The organism is uncultured Maribacter sp., assembly GCF_947496775.1.
Classification (GTDB): domain Bacteria; phylum Bacteroidota; class Bacteroidia; order Flavobacteriales; family Flavobacteriaceae; genus Maribacter_B.
The window spans coordinates 1-16,012 of record NZ_CANMDU010000012.1 but is presented as its reverse complement, the minus strand read 5'-3'; the positions used below and the strand labels follow the sequence as shown (position 1 = coordinate 16,012).

14 protein-coding genes are annotated in these 16,012 nt (G+C 33.5%); 8 read left to right on the top strand and 6 right to left on the bottom strand.

All coding sequences use genetic code 11. The features are described 5' to 3' along the window. Nucleotides 1-54 precede the first annotated feature (54 nt). On the top strand, nucleotides 55-2,379 hold the full coding sequence (locus tag Q0856_RS16140) for a glycoside hydrolase family 88 protein (protein WP_298506712.1): 2,325 nt from the start codon (nucleotides 55-57) through the stop codon (nucleotides 2,377-2,379). Nucleotides 2,380-2,699: 320 nt separating this feature from the next. Here the strand turns inward: Q0856_RS16140 and Q0856_RS16135 are convergent, their stop codons facing one another. Then, the gene (locus Q0856_RS16135; RefSeq protein ID WP_298472415.1) at nucleotides 2,700-3,287 is read right to left on the bottom strand and encodes an outer membrane beta-barrel protein; all 588 of its coding nucleotides are present in this window, start codon (nucleotides 3,285-3,287) and stop codon (nucleotides 2,700-2,702) included. Between the two features lie 237 nt (nucleotides 3,288-3,524). On the opposite strand from Q0856_RS16135, the gene tgt reads away from it, so the two are divergent. The 6 genes from tgt to Q0856_RS16105 all read left to right on the top strand — a co-directional run bounded on the left by tgt (nucleotide 3,525) and on the right by Q0856_RS16105 (nucleotide 10,692). After that, the gene (gene tgt / locus Q0856_RS16130; protein ID WP_298472412.1) at nucleotides 3,525-4,655 is read left to right on the top strand and encodes a tRNA guanosine(34) transglycosylase Tgt; all 1,131 of its coding nucleotides are present in this window, start codon (nucleotides 3,525-3,527) and stop codon (nucleotides 4,653-4,655) included. Then, a complete protein-coding gene (locus Q0856_RS16125; protein ID WP_298472409.1) occupies nucleotides 4,655-5,737 on the top strand; it encodes an LptF/LptG family permease in 1,083 nt (360 codons plus the stop codon). Before tgt ends, Q0856_RS16125 begins: the two co-directional genes overlap by 1 nt. Beyond that, on the top strand, nucleotides 5,724-6,611 hold the full coding sequence (locus Q0856_RS16120) for a DMT family transporter (protein WP_298506708.1): 888 nt from the start codon (nucleotides 5,724-5,726) through the stop codon (nucleotides 6,609-6,611). Before Q0856_RS16125 ends, Q0856_RS16120 begins: the two co-directional genes overlap by 14 nt. Before the next feature lie 63 nt (nucleotides 6,612-6,674). Continuing rightward, a complete protein-coding gene (locus tag Q0856_RS16115) occupies nucleotides 6,675-7,628 on the top strand; it encodes an acetyl-CoA carboxylase carboxyltransferase subunit alpha (protein WP_298506705.1) in 954 nt (317 codons plus the stop codon). A 166-nt stretch (nucleotides 7,629-7,794) separates the two neighbouring features. Beyond that, entirely contained in the window at nucleotides 7,795-9,339 is a 1,545-nt protein-coding gene (dnaB, locus tag Q0856_RS16110) for a replicative DNA helicase (RefSeq protein ID WP_298506702.1), read from the top strand. Between the two features lie 90 nt (nucleotides 9,340-9,429). Beyond that, a complete protein-coding gene (locus Q0856_RS16105) occupies nucleotides 9,430-10,692 on the top strand; it encodes an asparagine synthetase B (protein ID WP_298506700.1) in 1,263 nt (420 codons plus the stop codon). Between the two features lies 1 nt (nucleotide 10,693). On the opposite strand, the gene Q0856_RS16100 is transcribed toward Q0856_RS16105, so the two are convergent. Continuing rightward, nucleotides 10,694-11,521 carry an HAD family hydrolase gene (locus tag Q0856_RS16100; protein ID WP_366139614.1) on the bottom strand — a complete coding sequence of 276 codons (828 nt, stop codon included), beginning with the start codon at nucleotides 11,519-11,521 and terminating at the stop codon, nucleotides 10,694-10,696. Between the two features lie 94 nt (nucleotides 11,522-11,615). Between Q0856_RS16100 and Q0856_RS16095 the strand changes: the two genes are divergently transcribed. Further along, nucleotides 11,616-12,044 (top strand): secondary thiamine-phosphate synthase enzyme YjbQ, encoded by a 429-nt coding sequence (locus Q0856_RS16095; protein WP_298472391.1) that lies wholly within the window; start codon nucleotides 11,616-11,618, stop codon nucleotides 12,042-12,044. A gap of 67 nt (nucleotides 12,045-12,111) precedes the next feature. Here Q0856_RS16095 and rplT read toward each other — a convergent pair whose 3' ends face one another. From rplT to thrS, 4 genes are all read right to left on the bottom strand, one after another. Then, nucleotides 12,112-12,456 (bottom strand): 50S ribosomal protein L20, encoded by a 345-nt coding sequence (gene rplT / locus Q0856_RS16090; protein WP_298472389.1) that lies wholly within the window; start codon nucleotides 12,454-12,456, stop codon nucleotides 12,112-12,114. Nucleotides 12,457-12,548: 92 nt separating this feature from the next. After that, the gene (gene rpmI / locus Q0856_RS16085) at nucleotides 12,549-12,746 is read right to left on the bottom strand and encodes a 50S ribosomal protein L35 (protein ID WP_298472386.1); all 198 of its coding nucleotides are present in this window, start codon (nucleotides 12,744-12,746) and stop codon (nucleotides 12,549-12,551) included. Nucleotides 12,747-12,866: 120 nt separating this feature from the next. Next, nucleotides 12,867-13,415 carry a translation initiation factor IF-3 gene (gene infC, locus Q0856_RS16080; protein ID WP_298475106.1) on the bottom strand — a complete coding sequence of 183 codons (549 nt, stop codon included), beginning with the start codon at nucleotides 13,413-13,415 and terminating at the stop codon, nucleotides 12,867-12,869. Nucleotides 13,416-13,452: 37 nt separating this feature from the next. Then, complete coding sequence (gene thrS / locus Q0856_RS16075) at nucleotides 13,453-15,393, bottom strand: threonine--tRNA ligase (protein WP_298506697.1); 1,941 nt, start codon at nucleotides 15,391-15,393, stop codon at nucleotides 13,453-13,455. Nucleotides 15,394-16,012: the final 619 nt, after the last annotated feature.

Genomic DNA, 16,012 nt, shown 5'->3' with positions numbered 1-16,012 from the left:
TTAATATTATTTTTTCTAGTGGGGTGTAATTCAAAACCAAAATTACCATCAACTATGGAAGTGGAGAAGATAGCTAATAGAGTAGCCGATTGGCAAATTTCTACTTTTGATGATATGGGAAAATATAGGGCTTTACCTCCTAAAGAAGAGCAGAAGAAATGGCATAATAGAGATAAGCACCATGAATTAGAATGGACTAATGCCGCACTTTATGCAGGAATGTACGAATGGGCAGAAATTAACCCGGATGTTACATATGAAAAGTGGTTATATGATATAGGAGAAAATAACAAATGGGAACTGTATAATCGTTTATATCATGCAGATGACCATGCAGTTGGCCAAATGTATTTAAAGATGCACAAACTATACGGGCATCCTAGGTTATTAAAACCTATGAGAAAACAGTTTGATTCAATTTTGGGTAGTAAAAAAGTGGATAGTTTACATTGGGATTGGTGCGATGCCCTTTTTATGGCCCCACCCGTTTGGGCAGGATTAGCCAAATCTACAGGGGATACAAAGTATTTAAATTTTATGGATAAGCAATATCATAAAACATATGATTTACTTTGGGATAATAAAGAACATTTATTTTCTAGAGATGCCTCCTATTTGGATAAAAAAGAGCAAAATGGGAAAAAGATATTTTGGTCAAGAGGAAACGGATGGGTTTTTGGCGGTTTGGCACTGATGATCCCTGATTTTCCTGAGGATTGGCAAGGGAAATCATTTTATGTTGACCTTTTTGCGAAAATGGCAGCAACTTTAAAAAATACCCAACGAAAAGATGGTACTTGGTCCTCCGGATTATTAGGAGGAGAAGAGGCATACCCAGTAAAGGAAATAAGTGGTTCAGCTTTTTTTGTTTATGGTCTGGCTTGGGGAATTAATCAAGGGATTTTAAGCAAGGAAGTTTATGAGCCCGTAATGTTAAAGGGGTGGCACGCATTAACAAAATGCGTTACTCCAGAAGGTTTAGTAGGCTATATACAACCTGTAGGAGCAGCACCCGGAAATAGTTATAAAGAGTACACAGAAGTATATGGTGTTGGCGCTTTTTTAGCGGCCTCTGCAGAGGTTTATAAATTTACTGAAATTAAGGAGTCTAAAAAAATAGCAAAAGAGAATACATCCTTATTTACAACATTTATGGAAGATGGAGGTTGGTGCTGGTATCAAGATCCGCGAGCCGTAATAAAGAATGGTAAATTAGTTTTTGGAGGGTTAAGTGGGCGATCAGGAGATGTTAAAATTGGGGTTTATAATTTAAAAGATAATATAAAGGAAGGAACTATAGTTTTAGATAAAAATTTCCAAGCAGATGATCATGACGTTCCAGCTCTTTATGTTAGACCAAATGGGAGTATTTTAGCAATGTGGGCTAAACACGCCAATGAAAAAAAGCATTATTATAGTGTTTCTTCGGTAGGTAATTATCTGGAATGGGGAGATATAAAAGAGTATATCCATACTTATAAAGAGGATAAAGGAGTTACGTATATGAATTTGTATTATTTAGAAAACGAAAAGTTATTGTATAATTTTTTTAGAGATGGACCAACGTTTAACCCTGCGTTTATTACCTCGTCCGATCATGGAGATACTTGGAGTACTAATAGTTTGCATTTTATAGAAGATAATGTTGACGGGAGACAAAGGCCGTACACACGCTATTTTCAAAAGGATGAAAATACAATCGGAATTTCATTTACAGATGGTCATCCAAGAAGATATGGTAATAGCTTGTATTACGCTGAATTTTCTAATGGTGCATTTTATAATGTAGACGGAACAAAGATAAAAGATTTTGAAAAGCCTTTAAATACGACTGAAGCTGAGAAAATATATAAAGGAAGTGAAACTAAAAAGAAAGAGAAGGGTTTTGAAAGTGTTATAAACAGTGCTTGGTCCTGTGCTACAGGGAAAGATAAAAATAACAACCCGCATATGGGGTATTCTTTATATTTAAGTAATGATGATCATCGTTTTCGGATTGCTTCTTGGAATGGAGAAAAATGGATTGATAGAGAAATTGCATATGGGGGAAAGTGCTTGTATACAATGGAGAGCAGCTACACTGGTTTAATGGCTTTTGATCCCGAAGATGTTTCAAGAGTATATATATCTACAGATGTAAATCCTTCCACGGGAGAAGATTTAGGTGGGCTTCATGAAATTTACACGGCTAAAATTAACATGAACGATGATGTGTCAACTATTAATTGGGAGGCAGTTACATCTAAATCTAAATATAGAAATATAAGACCAATTGTTGTTGCTGGGGAAGGGCATAAAGTATTACTATGGTTAAATGGCCCTTGGAACTCTTTTGTTAATTATAAAGCAGACGTAAAAGGAATTGTTTTGTCTAAATAATAAAAGTTACTATGTTTTAGAAATAAGGAACTCTATGATTCTTAATCTTTTGTTCTTTCTATTTATTGTATCTATTTAATTAAAAACAAATTAAGATGTATAATCCAGGCATTAATAAGGGTTGTGTTGTAGTTTTAGTAGACAGGTATGCAATTATGGAATAGGTGGAAGAGGAAAAGATTGGAGTTGTCTCAATGTAATTGATTTGGCAACTGCTAAAAAAAATAATTAAACAACAAAAAACCAGAACAAAAAAATGCTCTGGCTTAATTTTTTATAAAATACTGCGCTCTTTTAATACGGCATATAAAAGAATACATTTATATTTTAAAAGAAAGGTTTAAAATTATTTGGTCAGGCCTCGTATCTAATCTGCTTTCTTCTATAGTGCTAATGTTGTTATTAATAAATTTAGCTTCGTTGCTGCTCATACCTCTTTCGTAACGAATATCAATTCCTAATTTACCTAGATTTACACCTGCACCAATATGAACCCCTATAGAAAAATCATTTTCTATGTTGTCTATGCTAATACCATCAAACTCTGAATCTAAAATATACTGGAAAGCTGGTCCGGCAAATACATGCAAAGGTCCAATTATTTTTGTCCCAACCAATATGGGAGCATCTAATTTACTCATATCAAAAGTATCTCCGTCGTAGTCAGATTTTGTTTTGGTATAAACCAATTCTGGTCGTACATAAAATCTATTTCCTAGTTTGCCAAAAATACCAATATGGTAGCCAATATTTCTATCTGGATTCTCGGCAGCCTCTGTAGCAGAAGCAATATAATCTCCATTTGCACTAAAATTGAGTCCGCCAAGTATTCCGAACCCAGAATCGGATTGGGAAAAAGCAGAAAAACTTAACAAAGTTAGTACTGCCAATACAATTGTTTTTTTCATAATGTTCTTGTTTTTAAATAGTTCAATAGCACAAAAATGATACCATTGTTTATTTCTTCTCAAATAGGTAAACGATGCCTATAGTTCATTATTGTTAATCTAATAAGAGCATAAGTACAATTAACATTTAGATTTATAAGCTAGAGAGCCTATATTTTACTTTGGTTTTCATCTTTATCTTTTTCTTAGGTTTTTTATGCGTCTTAGTTGATTATATTTGTGAACTTAAATAAAGATTTGAAATTTACATTACATCATACCGATCCTCTAAGCAAGGCTAGAGCAGGAACAATGGTTACCGATCACGGGCCTATAGAAACACCTATTTTTATGCCAGTGGGCACAGTAGCTTCTGTTAAAGGAGTTCATCAAAAGGAGTTAAAAGAAGAAATTAATCCAGACATAATTCTAGGAAATACCTATCATTTATTCCTTAGGCCCAAGACCCCAATTTTAAAAAAAGCAGGAGGCTTGCATAAATTTATGGGTTGGGACCGTAATATTTTAACCGATAGTGGAGGGTACCAGGTATATTCTCTTTCTGCGAACAGAAAAATAAAAGAGGAGGGTGTAAAGTTTAAATCGCATATTGATGGTTCGTATCATATGTTTACTCCAGAAAACGTAATGGAGATACAGAGAGTAATCGGAGCAGATATTATTATGGCTTTTGATGAATGTACCCCATACCCATGTGATTATAAGTATGCTAAACGTTCTATGCATATGACCCATAGATGGTTAGATAGGTGTATAAAGCATTTAGATAAAACTCCTTTTGAGTATGATTATACTCAAACATTTTTTCCGATAGTTCAAGGGTCTACTTATAAAGATTTACGAAGACAATCCGCAGAATATATAGCGAATGCAGGTGCAGAAGGAAACGCAATAGGGGGACTTTCTGTTGGCGAACCAGCAGAAGAAATGTATGGAATGACCGAAGTGGTTTGCGAAGTTCTTCCAGAAGATAAACCACGTTATTTAATGGGGGTAGGAACACCAATTAATATACTTGAAAACATTGCATTAGGAATAGATATGTTCGATTGTGTGATGCCTACTCGTAATGCAAGAAATGGAATGTTATTTACAGCCCACGGTACTATTAATATTAAAAATAAAAAGTGGGAAGATGATTTTTCTATGCTTGATCCAGACGGGACTACTTTTGTAGATAGAGAATATTCTAAAGCCTATTTAAGACATTTGTTTGCTGCAAATGAGTATTTGGGGAAGCAAATAGCTACAATACATAATTTAGGATTTTATATGTGGTTAGTGCGTGAGGCTAGAAAACATATTATTGCGGGAGATTTTAGAGCCTGGAAAGATACAATGGTAAAACAAATGGATAAAAGATTATAATGTTAACGATACTAGATAGATACATTTTAAAACGATATTTAGCCACATTTACGGTTATGTTATTGCTTTTTATTCCTATTGGTATCATGGCTAATTATGCAGAGCAGAATGGCAAAATGTCAGCAAATGATGCTCCAGTAAATGAAATACTTATATATTATATGCATTTTACAGTGTATATAGGTAGCTTGTTATTTCCAATATTTTTGTTTCTTTCGGTTATTTATTTTACATCCAAACTTGCAAACAATACAGAAATTGTAGCTATTCTTAGTTCCGGTGTTTCTTATAACAGATTTTTAAGACCTTATATGATAGGGGCTACTTTGGTGGCCATACTTATGTTTTTTACAACAATGTTTCTAGTGCCAAAAGCTAGTCTTGGTTTTAACGAATTTAAATATAAATACCTAAAAAAAGGGAAACAAGACCGTGTTACAAATAATATATTTAATCAATTAAACGAAACTGATTTTATTTACGTAAGTAGTTTTAATCCGGCAAGACAAATAGGTAATAATTTTACTTACGAGCGTTTTGATAAAGAAAATAATTTAGAATTTAAAATTGCTGCATCTAATATTCGATGGGTAGAAAAGGACAGTATTTATCGACTTACCTCCTATAAAAAAAGAACCATTGTTGGAGATACGGCTATTATTGAAAGTAAAAGAAGGTTAGATACATTGTTTGCCTTTAAGATAGATGATTTAACCCCTGTTTCCTATGTTGCAGAAACTAAAAATTTGTTTGAACTTAATACTTTTATTGAAGATCAGAAAAGAAAAGGAGCGTCCAATATAAACACGTATATTCTGGTTAAATATAAAAGGTGGGCTTTGCCATTAACTGCATTTATTTTGACGGTAATTGCAGTAGCAGTTTCTTCCGTTAAAAGAAGAGGTGGTATGGGTGTAAATTTAGCTTTTGGAATATTGGTAGCTTTTGTTTACGTCTTTTTTGATAAAGTTTTTGGTACTCTTGCAGAACAATCTGGTTTTTCGCCACTATTAGCTGTAGTAATTCCAAATGTTGTATTTGGATTATTAGCGTTTTATTTACTGCAAAATGCAAAACGATAGGCTTCGAAATTTAATTCACCTTCACTTTATAGTTTTTATTTGGGGGTTTACCGCGGTTATAGGAAAGCTTATTTCCGTAGATGCTCTAAGATTAGTGTGGTTTAGAATGTTAATTGCATTTTTATTAATAGGTGGGTATATTCTGTTTTCAAAATTGCGTTTTAAACTTTCTAAAAAATCTTTTTTATGGATGTTTTTTGGTGGGATAGTAGTAGCATTGCATTGGTTTACCTTTTTTATGGCAATTAAGGTTTCAAGCGTATCTATTGCATTAGCAACCATGTCTATAGGAGCGTTTTTTACATCTTTATTAGAGCCTATTTGGTACGGTAGAAAAATAATAAAATACGAAATCCTTTTAGGTTTAGTGGTTATATTAGGTCTTTACTTAATTTTTAGAGTCGATTTGGCAAACTGGTATGGTATGGTTATAGCAGCAATATCTGCATTTTTGGCAGCCACTTTTTCAATAATAAATGGTAAACTGGTAAAAACAGACACTCCCTCTATTATTTCATTTGTAGAGTTAGGAGCGGGAGTACTATTTTTGTCTATTTATTTTTTAATCGCAGGAGAATTTAATTTAAACTTTTTTAAAGTCTCTAGTAAAGACTGGTTGTATCTGTTTATTTTGGCATCGATTTGTACTGCATACGCTTTTATAGCTTCAGTAAAAGTAATGCGATTCCTAACTCCTTATACAGTAATGCTTACCACAAATTTGGAGCCAGTATATGGTATTTTCATGGCATTTATTATTCTAGGAGAAAATAAAGAGTTAAACTCTATGTTTTATGTTGGCGCTCTGATTATACTTGGAACTGTGGTTATAAATGCTATTCTGAAAAATAGAAAAAAATTAAAGAAAAACTAAGGGATACCATTTGTATTAAAGTTTTATATTTGTTGACTTAAACTAACGAAACCTATTTGACTTATGGAATATTTAGATTTTGAACTTCCTATTAAAGAGCTGGAAGAACAGTTGAATAAGTGTGTAATTATTGGCGAAGAGAGCGATGTAGATGTTACACAAACTTGCAAGAAAATTGAAAAAAAGCTAGCAGATACACGTAAGACTATATATAAGAACCTTACTGCTTGGCAGCGTGTGCAGTTATCCAGACATCCAAACAGGCCTTATACTTTGGATTATATTAACGCTATTTGTGGAGATTCTTTTTTAGAATTACATGGAGATAGGAATGTGAAAGACGATAAGGCAATGATTGGTGGTTTAGGAAAAATAAACAATCAAAGTTTTATGCTTATTGGTCAGCAAAAAGGATATAATACTAAAACAAGGCAATACCGTAATTTTGGTATGGCAAATCCAGAAGGGTACAGAAAGGCATTGAGATTAATGAAATCTGCTGAGAAGTTTAATGTGCCAGTAGTTTGTTTTGTAGATACGCCAGGTGCTTATGCAGGTATAGAAGCCGAAGAGCGCGGTCAAGGAGAAGCAATTGCTCGTAATATTTTAGAGATGACACGTCTTAAAGTTCCAATTATCGTAGTTATAATTGGTGAAGGTGCCTCCGGTGGAGCCTTAGGTATAGGAGTGGGAGACTCCGTTTTAATGTTAGAAAATACATGGTATTCGGTTATATCTCCAGAATCTTGTTCCTCTATTTTGTGGAGAAGCTGGGAGTTTAAAGAAAGAGCAGCAGAAGCTTTGAAATTGACAGCTCCAGACATGAAAAAAATGAATATAGTCGATGAAATAGTAAAAGAACCTATTGGAGGTGCTCACTCTAATAGAGAAGAAACTTTCGAAACAGTGAAAAACAAAATCTTTAACCAGTATGAGGAATTGAAAAAGTTATCACCAAAAGACTTAGTAAGTAAAAGAATGGATAAATATGCAAATATGGGAGTCTTTAATGGCTAATTGCATTTTTTGTCTAGTTTCGTATAATCCGGAAAGCTTAAATTCCGGATTTTTTTTGTTATCAACATAATTTTGTAACTTATTAACAGAGAATCTTAAGTAACTGTGGATATCGTAAGCATAAAAATCCATGTTAACTAAAGGTTAATTGTATATTTTCGTATTCATGGAAAAACCAAACCCAGTTATTGGTCGTAAAGTAGATAAATCTACCCTAATTAATTTAGAAAGGGGTAAGATACCACCTCAAGCAGTTGATTTAGAGGAGGTTGTTATTGGTGCTATGATGATTGATAAAAAGGGGGTAGATGATGTTATTGATATTCTTCATCCAGATGTGTTTTACAAAGAAGCCCATAAGAATATATTTGAAGCTATCTTTAAATTGTTTGAAACTTCGGAGCCTATAGATTTATTAACCGTTTCCACACAATTGAAGAAGGACGGTAAATTAGAGAGTTCAGGAGGTGATTTTTACCTAATAAAACTTACACAAAAGATCGCTTCTTCAGCGCATATAGAGTTTCATGCACGTATAATACTTCAGAAATTTATACAACGTAGTTTAATTAAAATATCTGGGGAGATTATAGAATCGGCTTATGATGAGTCTACAGATGTATTCGATTTATTAGATACGGCGGAATCTAAATTATACGATGTAACACAGGGAAACCTTAAACGTTCAGCCGAAACTGCTCAGAACTTAGTAATACAGGCAAAAAAACGTATTGAGGAAATCGCCGGAAAAGAAGGAATGAGTGGCGTTGCTTCTGGTTTCGATAAACTAGATAAACTTACTTCTGGTTGGCAACCGAGTGATTTGATTATTGTGGCAGCCCGTCCAGGTATGGGTAAAACGGCCTTAACATTATCTATGGCGAGGAATATTGCAGTAAATTCTAATACTGCAGTTGCATTCTTTTCTCTGGAAATGTCATCGGTACAGCTAATTACCAGATTAATATCATCAGAAACTGGATTGTCTTCTGAAAAATTAAGAACGGGAAAGTTAGAGAAACATGAGTGGGAACAATTAAACGTAAAAGTTAAATCTTTAGAAGCAGCTCCTTTGTTTATAGATGATACTCCTTCTCTTTCTATTTTCGATTTAAGAGCAAAGTGTAGAAGATTAGCTTCGCAACACGACATTAAAATGATTATGATTGATTATTTGCAGCTTATGACCGCTGGTGGTAGTCAAAAAGGAGGGAATAGAGAACAAGAAATATCTACAATTTCTAGGAACTTAAAAGCTCTAGCAAAAGAACTAAATGTGCCTGTAATTGCTCTTTCGCAATTATCACGTGCTGTGGAAACTCGTGGAGGAAGTAAAAGACCTGTATTATCCGATTTAAGGGAATCTGGAGCCATTGAACAAGATGCTGATATTGTCTCTTTTATTTATAGGCCAGAATACTACAAGATTGATGAGTGGGATGATGAAGAACAAAGTCCTACAGCAGGGCAGGCAGAGTTTATTGTTGCAAAACACAGGAATGGTGGTTTAGAGAATATTCGTCTTAAATTTATTGGTAACCAAGGTAAGTTTGATAATTTAGATGATTTTGATTCCCCTTTTGAGTTCCAATCGAAAATGAATGAAGATGAGGATAATCCTTTTGTAACTAAAAACCTCCCAAATCCTAACGAAGCTTTTGGAAGTTCTATGAATGACGGTTCTCCGGATGATAATGATGTACCTTTTTAAGCATTAATTAATTCCTGGAATAAGTTTTTTGTCTTTAAAAACCATTAGTTTTTAGGCTATCTTTGATTATAGATTATACTATTGGTATTTATGAAAAAGATAATATGTTTTTTATTTTTTGCTTGTTCATTATTTTCTTTATCTGCTTCTTCAATTCTTATCCCAATGGATGCAGAGTACCAGAAAAATCATTTAAAGGCGTATGGAATAACCTATTGGGTTCTTGCAAAACAGCAAAAAGTACAATGGTTACTTAATTATAGAGGTGGCTCTTTTTTGTTGCCCGATGGAGAGGTTATTCGTAAAGAATGTCAAATTCGTGGTGTGTCTTTTGAAATTTTATCGGATGACCAGGCGAATACAATATTGCAAGAAATAAGTAGTCCCTCGCAAAACCAAGAGGCAGTAATTTTAGAAAAAGCTCCTAAAATTGCTGTGTATTCTCCTAAAAGTAAACAACCTTGGGATGATGCGGTAACTATGGTGCTTACCTATGCAGAGATTCCTTATGTAACCGTTTATGATGAAGAAGTAATTCAAGATAAACTGGCTCTTTACGATTGGTTGCACTTACATCATGAAGATTTTACCGGACAATACGGAAAATTCTATGGTAGCTATAGAGCAACACCATGGTATATAGAAGGGAAACAAAATGCTGAGGAGTTAGCTATTAAACTTGGCTTTTCTAAAGTTTCCGAAGAAAAAGGAGCAGTTGCATTAAAAATTAGAAATTATGTAATTGGGGGTGGTTTTATGTTTGCTATGTGCTCCGCAACCGATAGTTTTGATATTGCTTTAGCTGCAGATGGAGTCGATATTTGTGAACCTATGTTCGATGGTGACCCATCTGAAGCTAACTACCAAAGTAAATTAGATTTTAATAAGTCGTTCGCTTTTAAAGATTTTATTTTAGAAAGAAACCCATTAAAATATGAATTTTCTTCTATAGATATGACAAGTAAAAGAAGGAGTATATCTAAAGAAACGGATTATTTTTCCTTAATGGATTTTTCTGCAAAATGGGATCCAGTGCCAACAATGTTATGTCAAAACCATACCTCTTTAGTAAAAGGTTTTATGGGGCAAACTACTTCTTTTTCAAGAGAGCAAATTAAACCTACAGTTTTAGTATTGGGGGAGAATAAAGTTAATAATGAAGCAAGATATATTCATGGTATAAAAGGCAAGGGTTTTTTTACTTTTTATGGTGGGCATGATCCAGAAGATTATCAGCATAGGGTAGGAGACCCAAAAACAGAATTAGAATTGCACCCTACATCCCCTGGATATCGCTTAATTCTTAATAATGTGTTGTTTCCAGCAGCGAGAAAAAAGAAGCAAAAAACGTAATTTAACTCCGAATAAGTTTTTCTAAGATGCGTTCTACCCCAAAGTTGTCATTACTTTCCGTTCTGTAATTAGCAGTTTCTTTTACATTTTTATGAGCATTAGCCATAGCAAAACTATATTTAGACATGGCTAGCATTTCCAAATCATTGTTATAGTCTCCAAATACCATAGTTTCTTCTGGTAAAATATGGTAAAGTTCTTGTACTTTTTTTAACGCGTGCCCTTTGTGGGCATTAAAATCTGATAAGTCTAGCCAATTTTGACCAGATACTTTTACTTTAATATTTTCTTCTAAATGCCTTACATGCGGATAAATATAATGCTCAGAACTTTCAAAATGATATATGGCAACTTTTAAAACTTCGCCTTTGTAATCTTTTAAGTCCTCTAGCATCTCATAGGCAGAATAAAACTCCTTTAATTTTTGAGCAAATTCTTTAGATGAATTAAGAAGATAAGCTTTGTTTTTTGTACAAAGAACAGGGTGAACATCTTTCATTGTATCTATTAGATTCAAAATGTTGTTTTTAATAGAGGAGGGAAGGGGGGTAGATAAAAGTTCCTTGTTTTGTTGCATAACAAAACCTCCATTTTCTGCAATGACAATAATATCATTCTTTATAGGGGAAAGCTTGTCGATTATGCTGTTGTATTGTCTACCACTTGCAGCTACAAATTGAATACCTTTATCTTTTAAGTTTTGGTGTAATTCAAAAAAGCGGTCACTTACTTCATGCTTAGAATTTAGCAAAGTGCCATCCATATCTGTGACCACCATTTTTATTTTAGATAAATCCATTCTTTTTCTTTTTTTGTAAAGGTATTTCATTGGTGTTAATTTTACGTCAGTAAATCTTATTTTTACTTTATAATCGAGATTTTAATTCCTAGAGTTAGTTTGCTTTTTTTAATAGAATTTTACAATGGTTTATATTCAGAAAGAAATACGTTTGCCGAAATATTGTAGGGGCTTTCATTTGGTAACAGATGTTATTTTAAATCAATTCTTAGAGATCAAGAGAATCAAAGTCGGTGTTTTACATGTTTTTATAAAGCATACCTCTGCCAGTTTAACAATAAATGAAAATGCGGACGAAACAGTTAGAGAAGATTTTGAAAGTCATATAAATAAAATGGTGCCAGAAAATATGCCTTATTATTTGCATAATTATGAAGGCCCTGATGATATGCCAGCACATATTAAAGCTTCTTTATTGGGGGCTTCGGTTCAAATTCCTATAACTAATGGAGTATTAAATATGGGTATTTGGCAAGGTGTTTATCTTTGTGAACATAGAAATAACGCTTCGGGAAGAAATTTGGTGCTAACAGTTTCTGGAATTTCTATCTAAATTTAGAATATAAAAAAATCCGATTCGTTAGAATCGGATTTTCTTATAGTGAGATAACGTTCTTAATTTATTTAACTTGCTCTACAATTGCTTTAAAAGCGTCTGGGTGGTTCATTGCTAAATCTGCAAGAACTTTTCTGTTAAGTTCAATGTTATTAGCTTTTACTTTTCCCATAAATTGTGAGTAAGACATTCCATGTAATCTAGCACCAGCGTTAATTCTGGTAATCCATAGTGCACGGAAAGTTCTTTTTTTGTTTCTACGATCTCTGTAAGCATATAACATTGCTTTTTCAACCGCATTTTTGGCTACTGTCCAAACGTTTTTACGTCTTCCAAAGTAACCTTTGGCTTGCTTCATTACCTTTTTTCTTCTGGCTCTTGAAGCTACTGCATTTACTGATCTTGGCATAATTTAAATTGTTTTTTGTAGTAGGCGGACGATTGCTCGACTCTTTTAATTGCCTAACTCCAGGGTTAATAACTGTTTACCGAAAAGAATAATTACTTTAAACGTAACTGTTCTTTTATGCTGTTAACATCAGCTTGGTGTACCAATGCTGAATGTGTTAACGCAAGCTTACGCTTTTTAGATTTTTTAGTCAAAATATGACTCTTAAAAGCGTGCTTTCTCTTGATCTTACCAGTACCTGTAAGCTTAAATCGCTTTTTAGCACTGGATTTTGTTTTCTGTTTAGGCATTTTCTCCTATGTATTAAATTATCTCACTGTTTTATGCTGAAACTGCCTACGATTAAATAGGCAGATATTCAGTATGCTATATATTCTAATTTTAAAATCTAAAAAGACAAAAATTAGTTCTTATTTTTTGGTTTTTGGAGCAATGAACATAGTCATTCGTTTACCTTCTAACTTAGGCATTTGCTCTACTTTTCCTAGTTCTTCTAATTCAGAAGCAAGTCTTAATAATAAAATTTCTCCTTGATCTTTATAAACTATAGATCGTCCTTTAAAAAACACATATGCTTTTAGTTTAGCTCCTTCAGCTAAAAACTTTTCGGCATGCTTCTTTTTAAATTCATAATCATGATCATCGGTGTTAGGTCCAAATCGTATTTCTTTAACTACAACCTTGGAAGCTTTCGCTTTCATAACCTTTTCTCGCTTTTTTTGCTCATAAAGGAATTTCTTGTAATCAATAATTTTACAAACTGGAGGATCAGCTTTTGGAGAAATTTCTACCAAATCTAAACCTAGTTCTTCCGATTTTGCCATTGCTTGTTGCAATGTGTATACACCAACCTCTACATTATCTCCGACCAATCTAACGTTAGGGGAAATAACGAGCTCGTTGATTTTGTGTGGGTTTTTGTTTTCCCTTCTAGGTTGTGGCCTAAATCTTTTTCTAATTGCTATGACTTCAATATTTTAATTAAACTTATTTTTTTTAAAACGACTTTAAGGTACTATTTATTTCATTATTTACCAAGTCTGTAAACTTCTCTATGCTGATGGCGCCTATATCTTCTCCTCCATGTCTTCGAACAGAGATGGTATTTTGTTCTTGGTCATTATCTCCTACAATTAGCATAAATGGTATTTTGCTCATTTCGGCTTCTCGTATTTTCTTGCCAATAGTTTCATTTCTACGGTCTACAAGGGCGCGAATTTCGTTATTTTCTAAGGAATTAAAAACTTTTTCGGCATATATTTCATGTTTCTCACTAACTGGCAAGATAATAGCTTGCTCTGGAATTAACCATAAAGGGAAATTTCCGCCTGTATGTTCGAGCATTAATGCTATAAAACGTTCTAAACTTCCGAAAGGAGCTCTGTGAATCATTATAGGCCTGTGAAGCTCATTATCACTACCTTTATAGTTAAGATCAAAACGTTCAGGTAAGTTGTAATCTACCTGTATAGTTCCTAATTGCCAGCTTCTTCCTAAAGCATCTTTCACCATAAAATCTAACTTAGGACCATAAAAAGCAGCTTCTCCGCTTTCTATAATAAAATCTAAGCCTTTTTCTTTTGCAGCGTTAATTATAGCATTTTCTGCTTTCTCCCAGTTTTCTACTTCTCCAATATATTTGTCCGGATTGTCTAAGTCTCTAACAGAAACTTGTGCGGTGAAATTATCAAACCCTAAAGAACCTAATACATATAAGGTTAAATCAATTACATTTTTAAATTCTTCAGCTAATTGGTCTGGTGTGCAAAAAATATGAGCGTCATCTTGCGTAAATCCACGAACTCTTGTTAAACCATGTAGTTCTCCGCTTTGTTCATAACGATATACAGTGCCAAATTCAGCAAAGCGTTTTGGTAAATCTTTATAAGAGTGAGGTTTAAAATTATAAACTTCACAATGGTGAGGGCAATTCATAGGTTTTAATAAAAACTCCTCATCCATTTTAGGGGTCTTTATAGGTTGAAAGCTATCTTCTCCGTATTTTGCATAATGACCAGAGGTTACATATAGTTCTTTTTGTCCAATATGCGGTGTAACAACCATTTCATATCCAGCTTTTTTTTGAGCTTTCTTTAAAAATTGTTCTAGTCTTTCTCTTAAAGCAGCACCTTTAGGAAGCCATAAAGGTAATCCTTGTCCTACTTTTTGAGAAAAAGTAAAAAGTTCTAATTCTTTGCCTAGTTTCCTATGGTCTCTTTTTTTGGCTTCTTCTAGTAAGTGAAGGTATTCTGTAAGTTCCTTTTGTTTAGGAAAAGAAATACCGTATATCCTAGTAAGTTGTGTGTTTTTTTCATCACCTCTCCAGTATGCTCCGGCAGCACTGAGTATTTTAATTGCTTTTACGATACCCGTATTTGGAACATGTCCTCCTCGACATAAATCCGTAAAAGTATCATGATCGCAGAAAGTTATTGTTCCGTCTTCAAGATTTTCAATAAGTTCTACCTTGTATGGGTTGTTTTGCGTTTTGTATAATTCAAGAGCTTCCGCTTTGGAAGCAGAACGCATTTTAAAATCGTGCTTTCCTCTAGCTATTTCAATAGCTCTTTTTTCGACAGCATTAAAATCTTTTTCGGAGATGTTATTGTCTCCAAAATCAACATCATAATAAAACCCGTTTTCAATTGCGGGTCCAATAGTTAATTTAGCGTTTGGATATAGTTCTTCAATTGCTTGAGCTACAATATGAGAACTAGAGTGCCAAAAAGCTTTCTTGCCTTCAGGATTGTTCCAGGTAAAAAGGGTTAAGGCTCCATCTTCATTTAGCGGGGATACTGTTTCTAATGTGGTGTCGTTGAATTTCGCCGAAATTACGTTTCTAGCTAATCCTTCGCTTATGCTTTTAGCTACTTCCATTGGGGTAGTGCCTTTTGCAAACTCCTTTATCGAGCCATCTGGTAGTGTAATCTTAATCATTCCTGCTTTTTAACTATAAGGATGCAAAGATAGTATGTTGCTTTGAAGCGGGCAATATACTTTATATGTTTTTAGCTGTATATAATAGGAATAATGCTTTTGTATAATGTTCTATATATGTTTTTCTGTTTTCTGTTGGGTTTATGGGGGGGGGGGGTTGTTTTAGTTGGTATTTGTTTCCATTTAGGTTTTATATGGGTGTGTTCTGGGGTTAGTATTGGTTTTGTTTAGGAGTTAAGTTGTGGTTTTGGTATTTTTTTTTGTTGTAAGTGGTTGTTGTTTAGTTGTTTTGTATGTGGGTTTAAAATATTTTACAATAAATATTAAAAATGGTTTGTGAGAAATAAAAAGAGGTGTACATTTGCAGCCCGCAAACAATAAGCTTGATTGAGTTGTTTGCTGGTAATTAAGAGTTGTAAGTTCATTGAAAAGCTGTTTTTAGATAAGGTTAAATAAAAAATAAATTTTTTTTAAATTTAATGTTGTCAGTTTAAAAAACAGTTATATATTTGCAGCCGCTTAGGGAAATAACTTAAGTAAAAAGACAATAAGCTAGCTTTGGTTAGTGTATTAGAGTTCATTGAAATATTGTAAAGACAAGCGTAAGAATGTTGTTAGG

What these genes read in the sequence shown, in the direction of transcription:
- Q0856_RS16140 (WP_298506712.1), top strand. Translation starts at nt 55, where the DNA reads ATGGAAGTGGAGAAGATAGCTAATAGAGTAGCCGATTGGCAAATTTCT.
- Q0856_RS16135 (WP_298472415.1), bottom strand. Translation starts at nt 3,287, where the DNA reads ATGAAAAAAACAATTGTATTGGCAGTACTAACTTTGTTAAGTTTTTCT.
- Q0856_RS16125 (WP_298472409.1), top strand. Translation starts at nt 4,655, where the DNA reads ATGTTAACGATACTAGATAGATACATTTTAAAACGATATTTAGCCACA.
- Q0856_RS16120 (WP_298506708.1), top strand. Translation starts at nt 5,724, where the DNA reads ATGCAAAACGATAGGCTTCGAAATTTAATTCACCTTCACTTTATAGTT.
- Q0856_RS16115 (WP_298506705.1), top strand. Translation starts at nt 6,675, where the DNA reads ATGGAATATTTAGATTTTGAACTTCCTATTAAAGAGCTGGAAGAACAG.
- dnaB (WP_298506702.1), top strand. Translation starts at nt 7,795, where the DNA reads ATGGAAAAACCAAACCCAGTTATTGGTCGTAAAGTAGATAAATCTACC.
- Q0856_RS16105 (WP_298506700.1), top strand. Translation starts at nt 9,430, where the DNA reads ATGAAAAAGATAATATGTTTTTTATTTTTTGCTTGTTCATTATTTTCT.
- Q0856_RS16100 (WP_366139614.1), bottom strand. Translation starts at nt 11,521, where the DNA reads ATGAAATACCTTTACAAAAAAAGAAAAAGAATGGATTTATCTAAAATA.
- Q0856_RS16095 (WP_298472391.1), top strand. Translation starts at nt 11,616, where the DNA reads ATGGTTTATATTCAGAAAGAAATACGTTTGCCGAAATATTGTAGGGGC.
- rplT (WP_298472389.1), bottom strand. Translation starts at nt 12,456, where the DNA reads ATGCCAAGATCAGTAAATGCAGTAGCTTCAAGAGCCAGAAGAAAAAAG.
- rpmI (WP_298472386.1), bottom strand. Translation starts at nt 12,746, where the DNA reads ATGCCTAAACAGAAAACAAAATCCAGTGCTAAAAAGCGATTTAAGCTT.
- thrS (WP_298506697.1), bottom strand. Translation starts at nt 15,393, where the DNA reads ATGATTAAGATTACACTACCAGATGGCTCGATAAAGGAGTTTGCAAAA.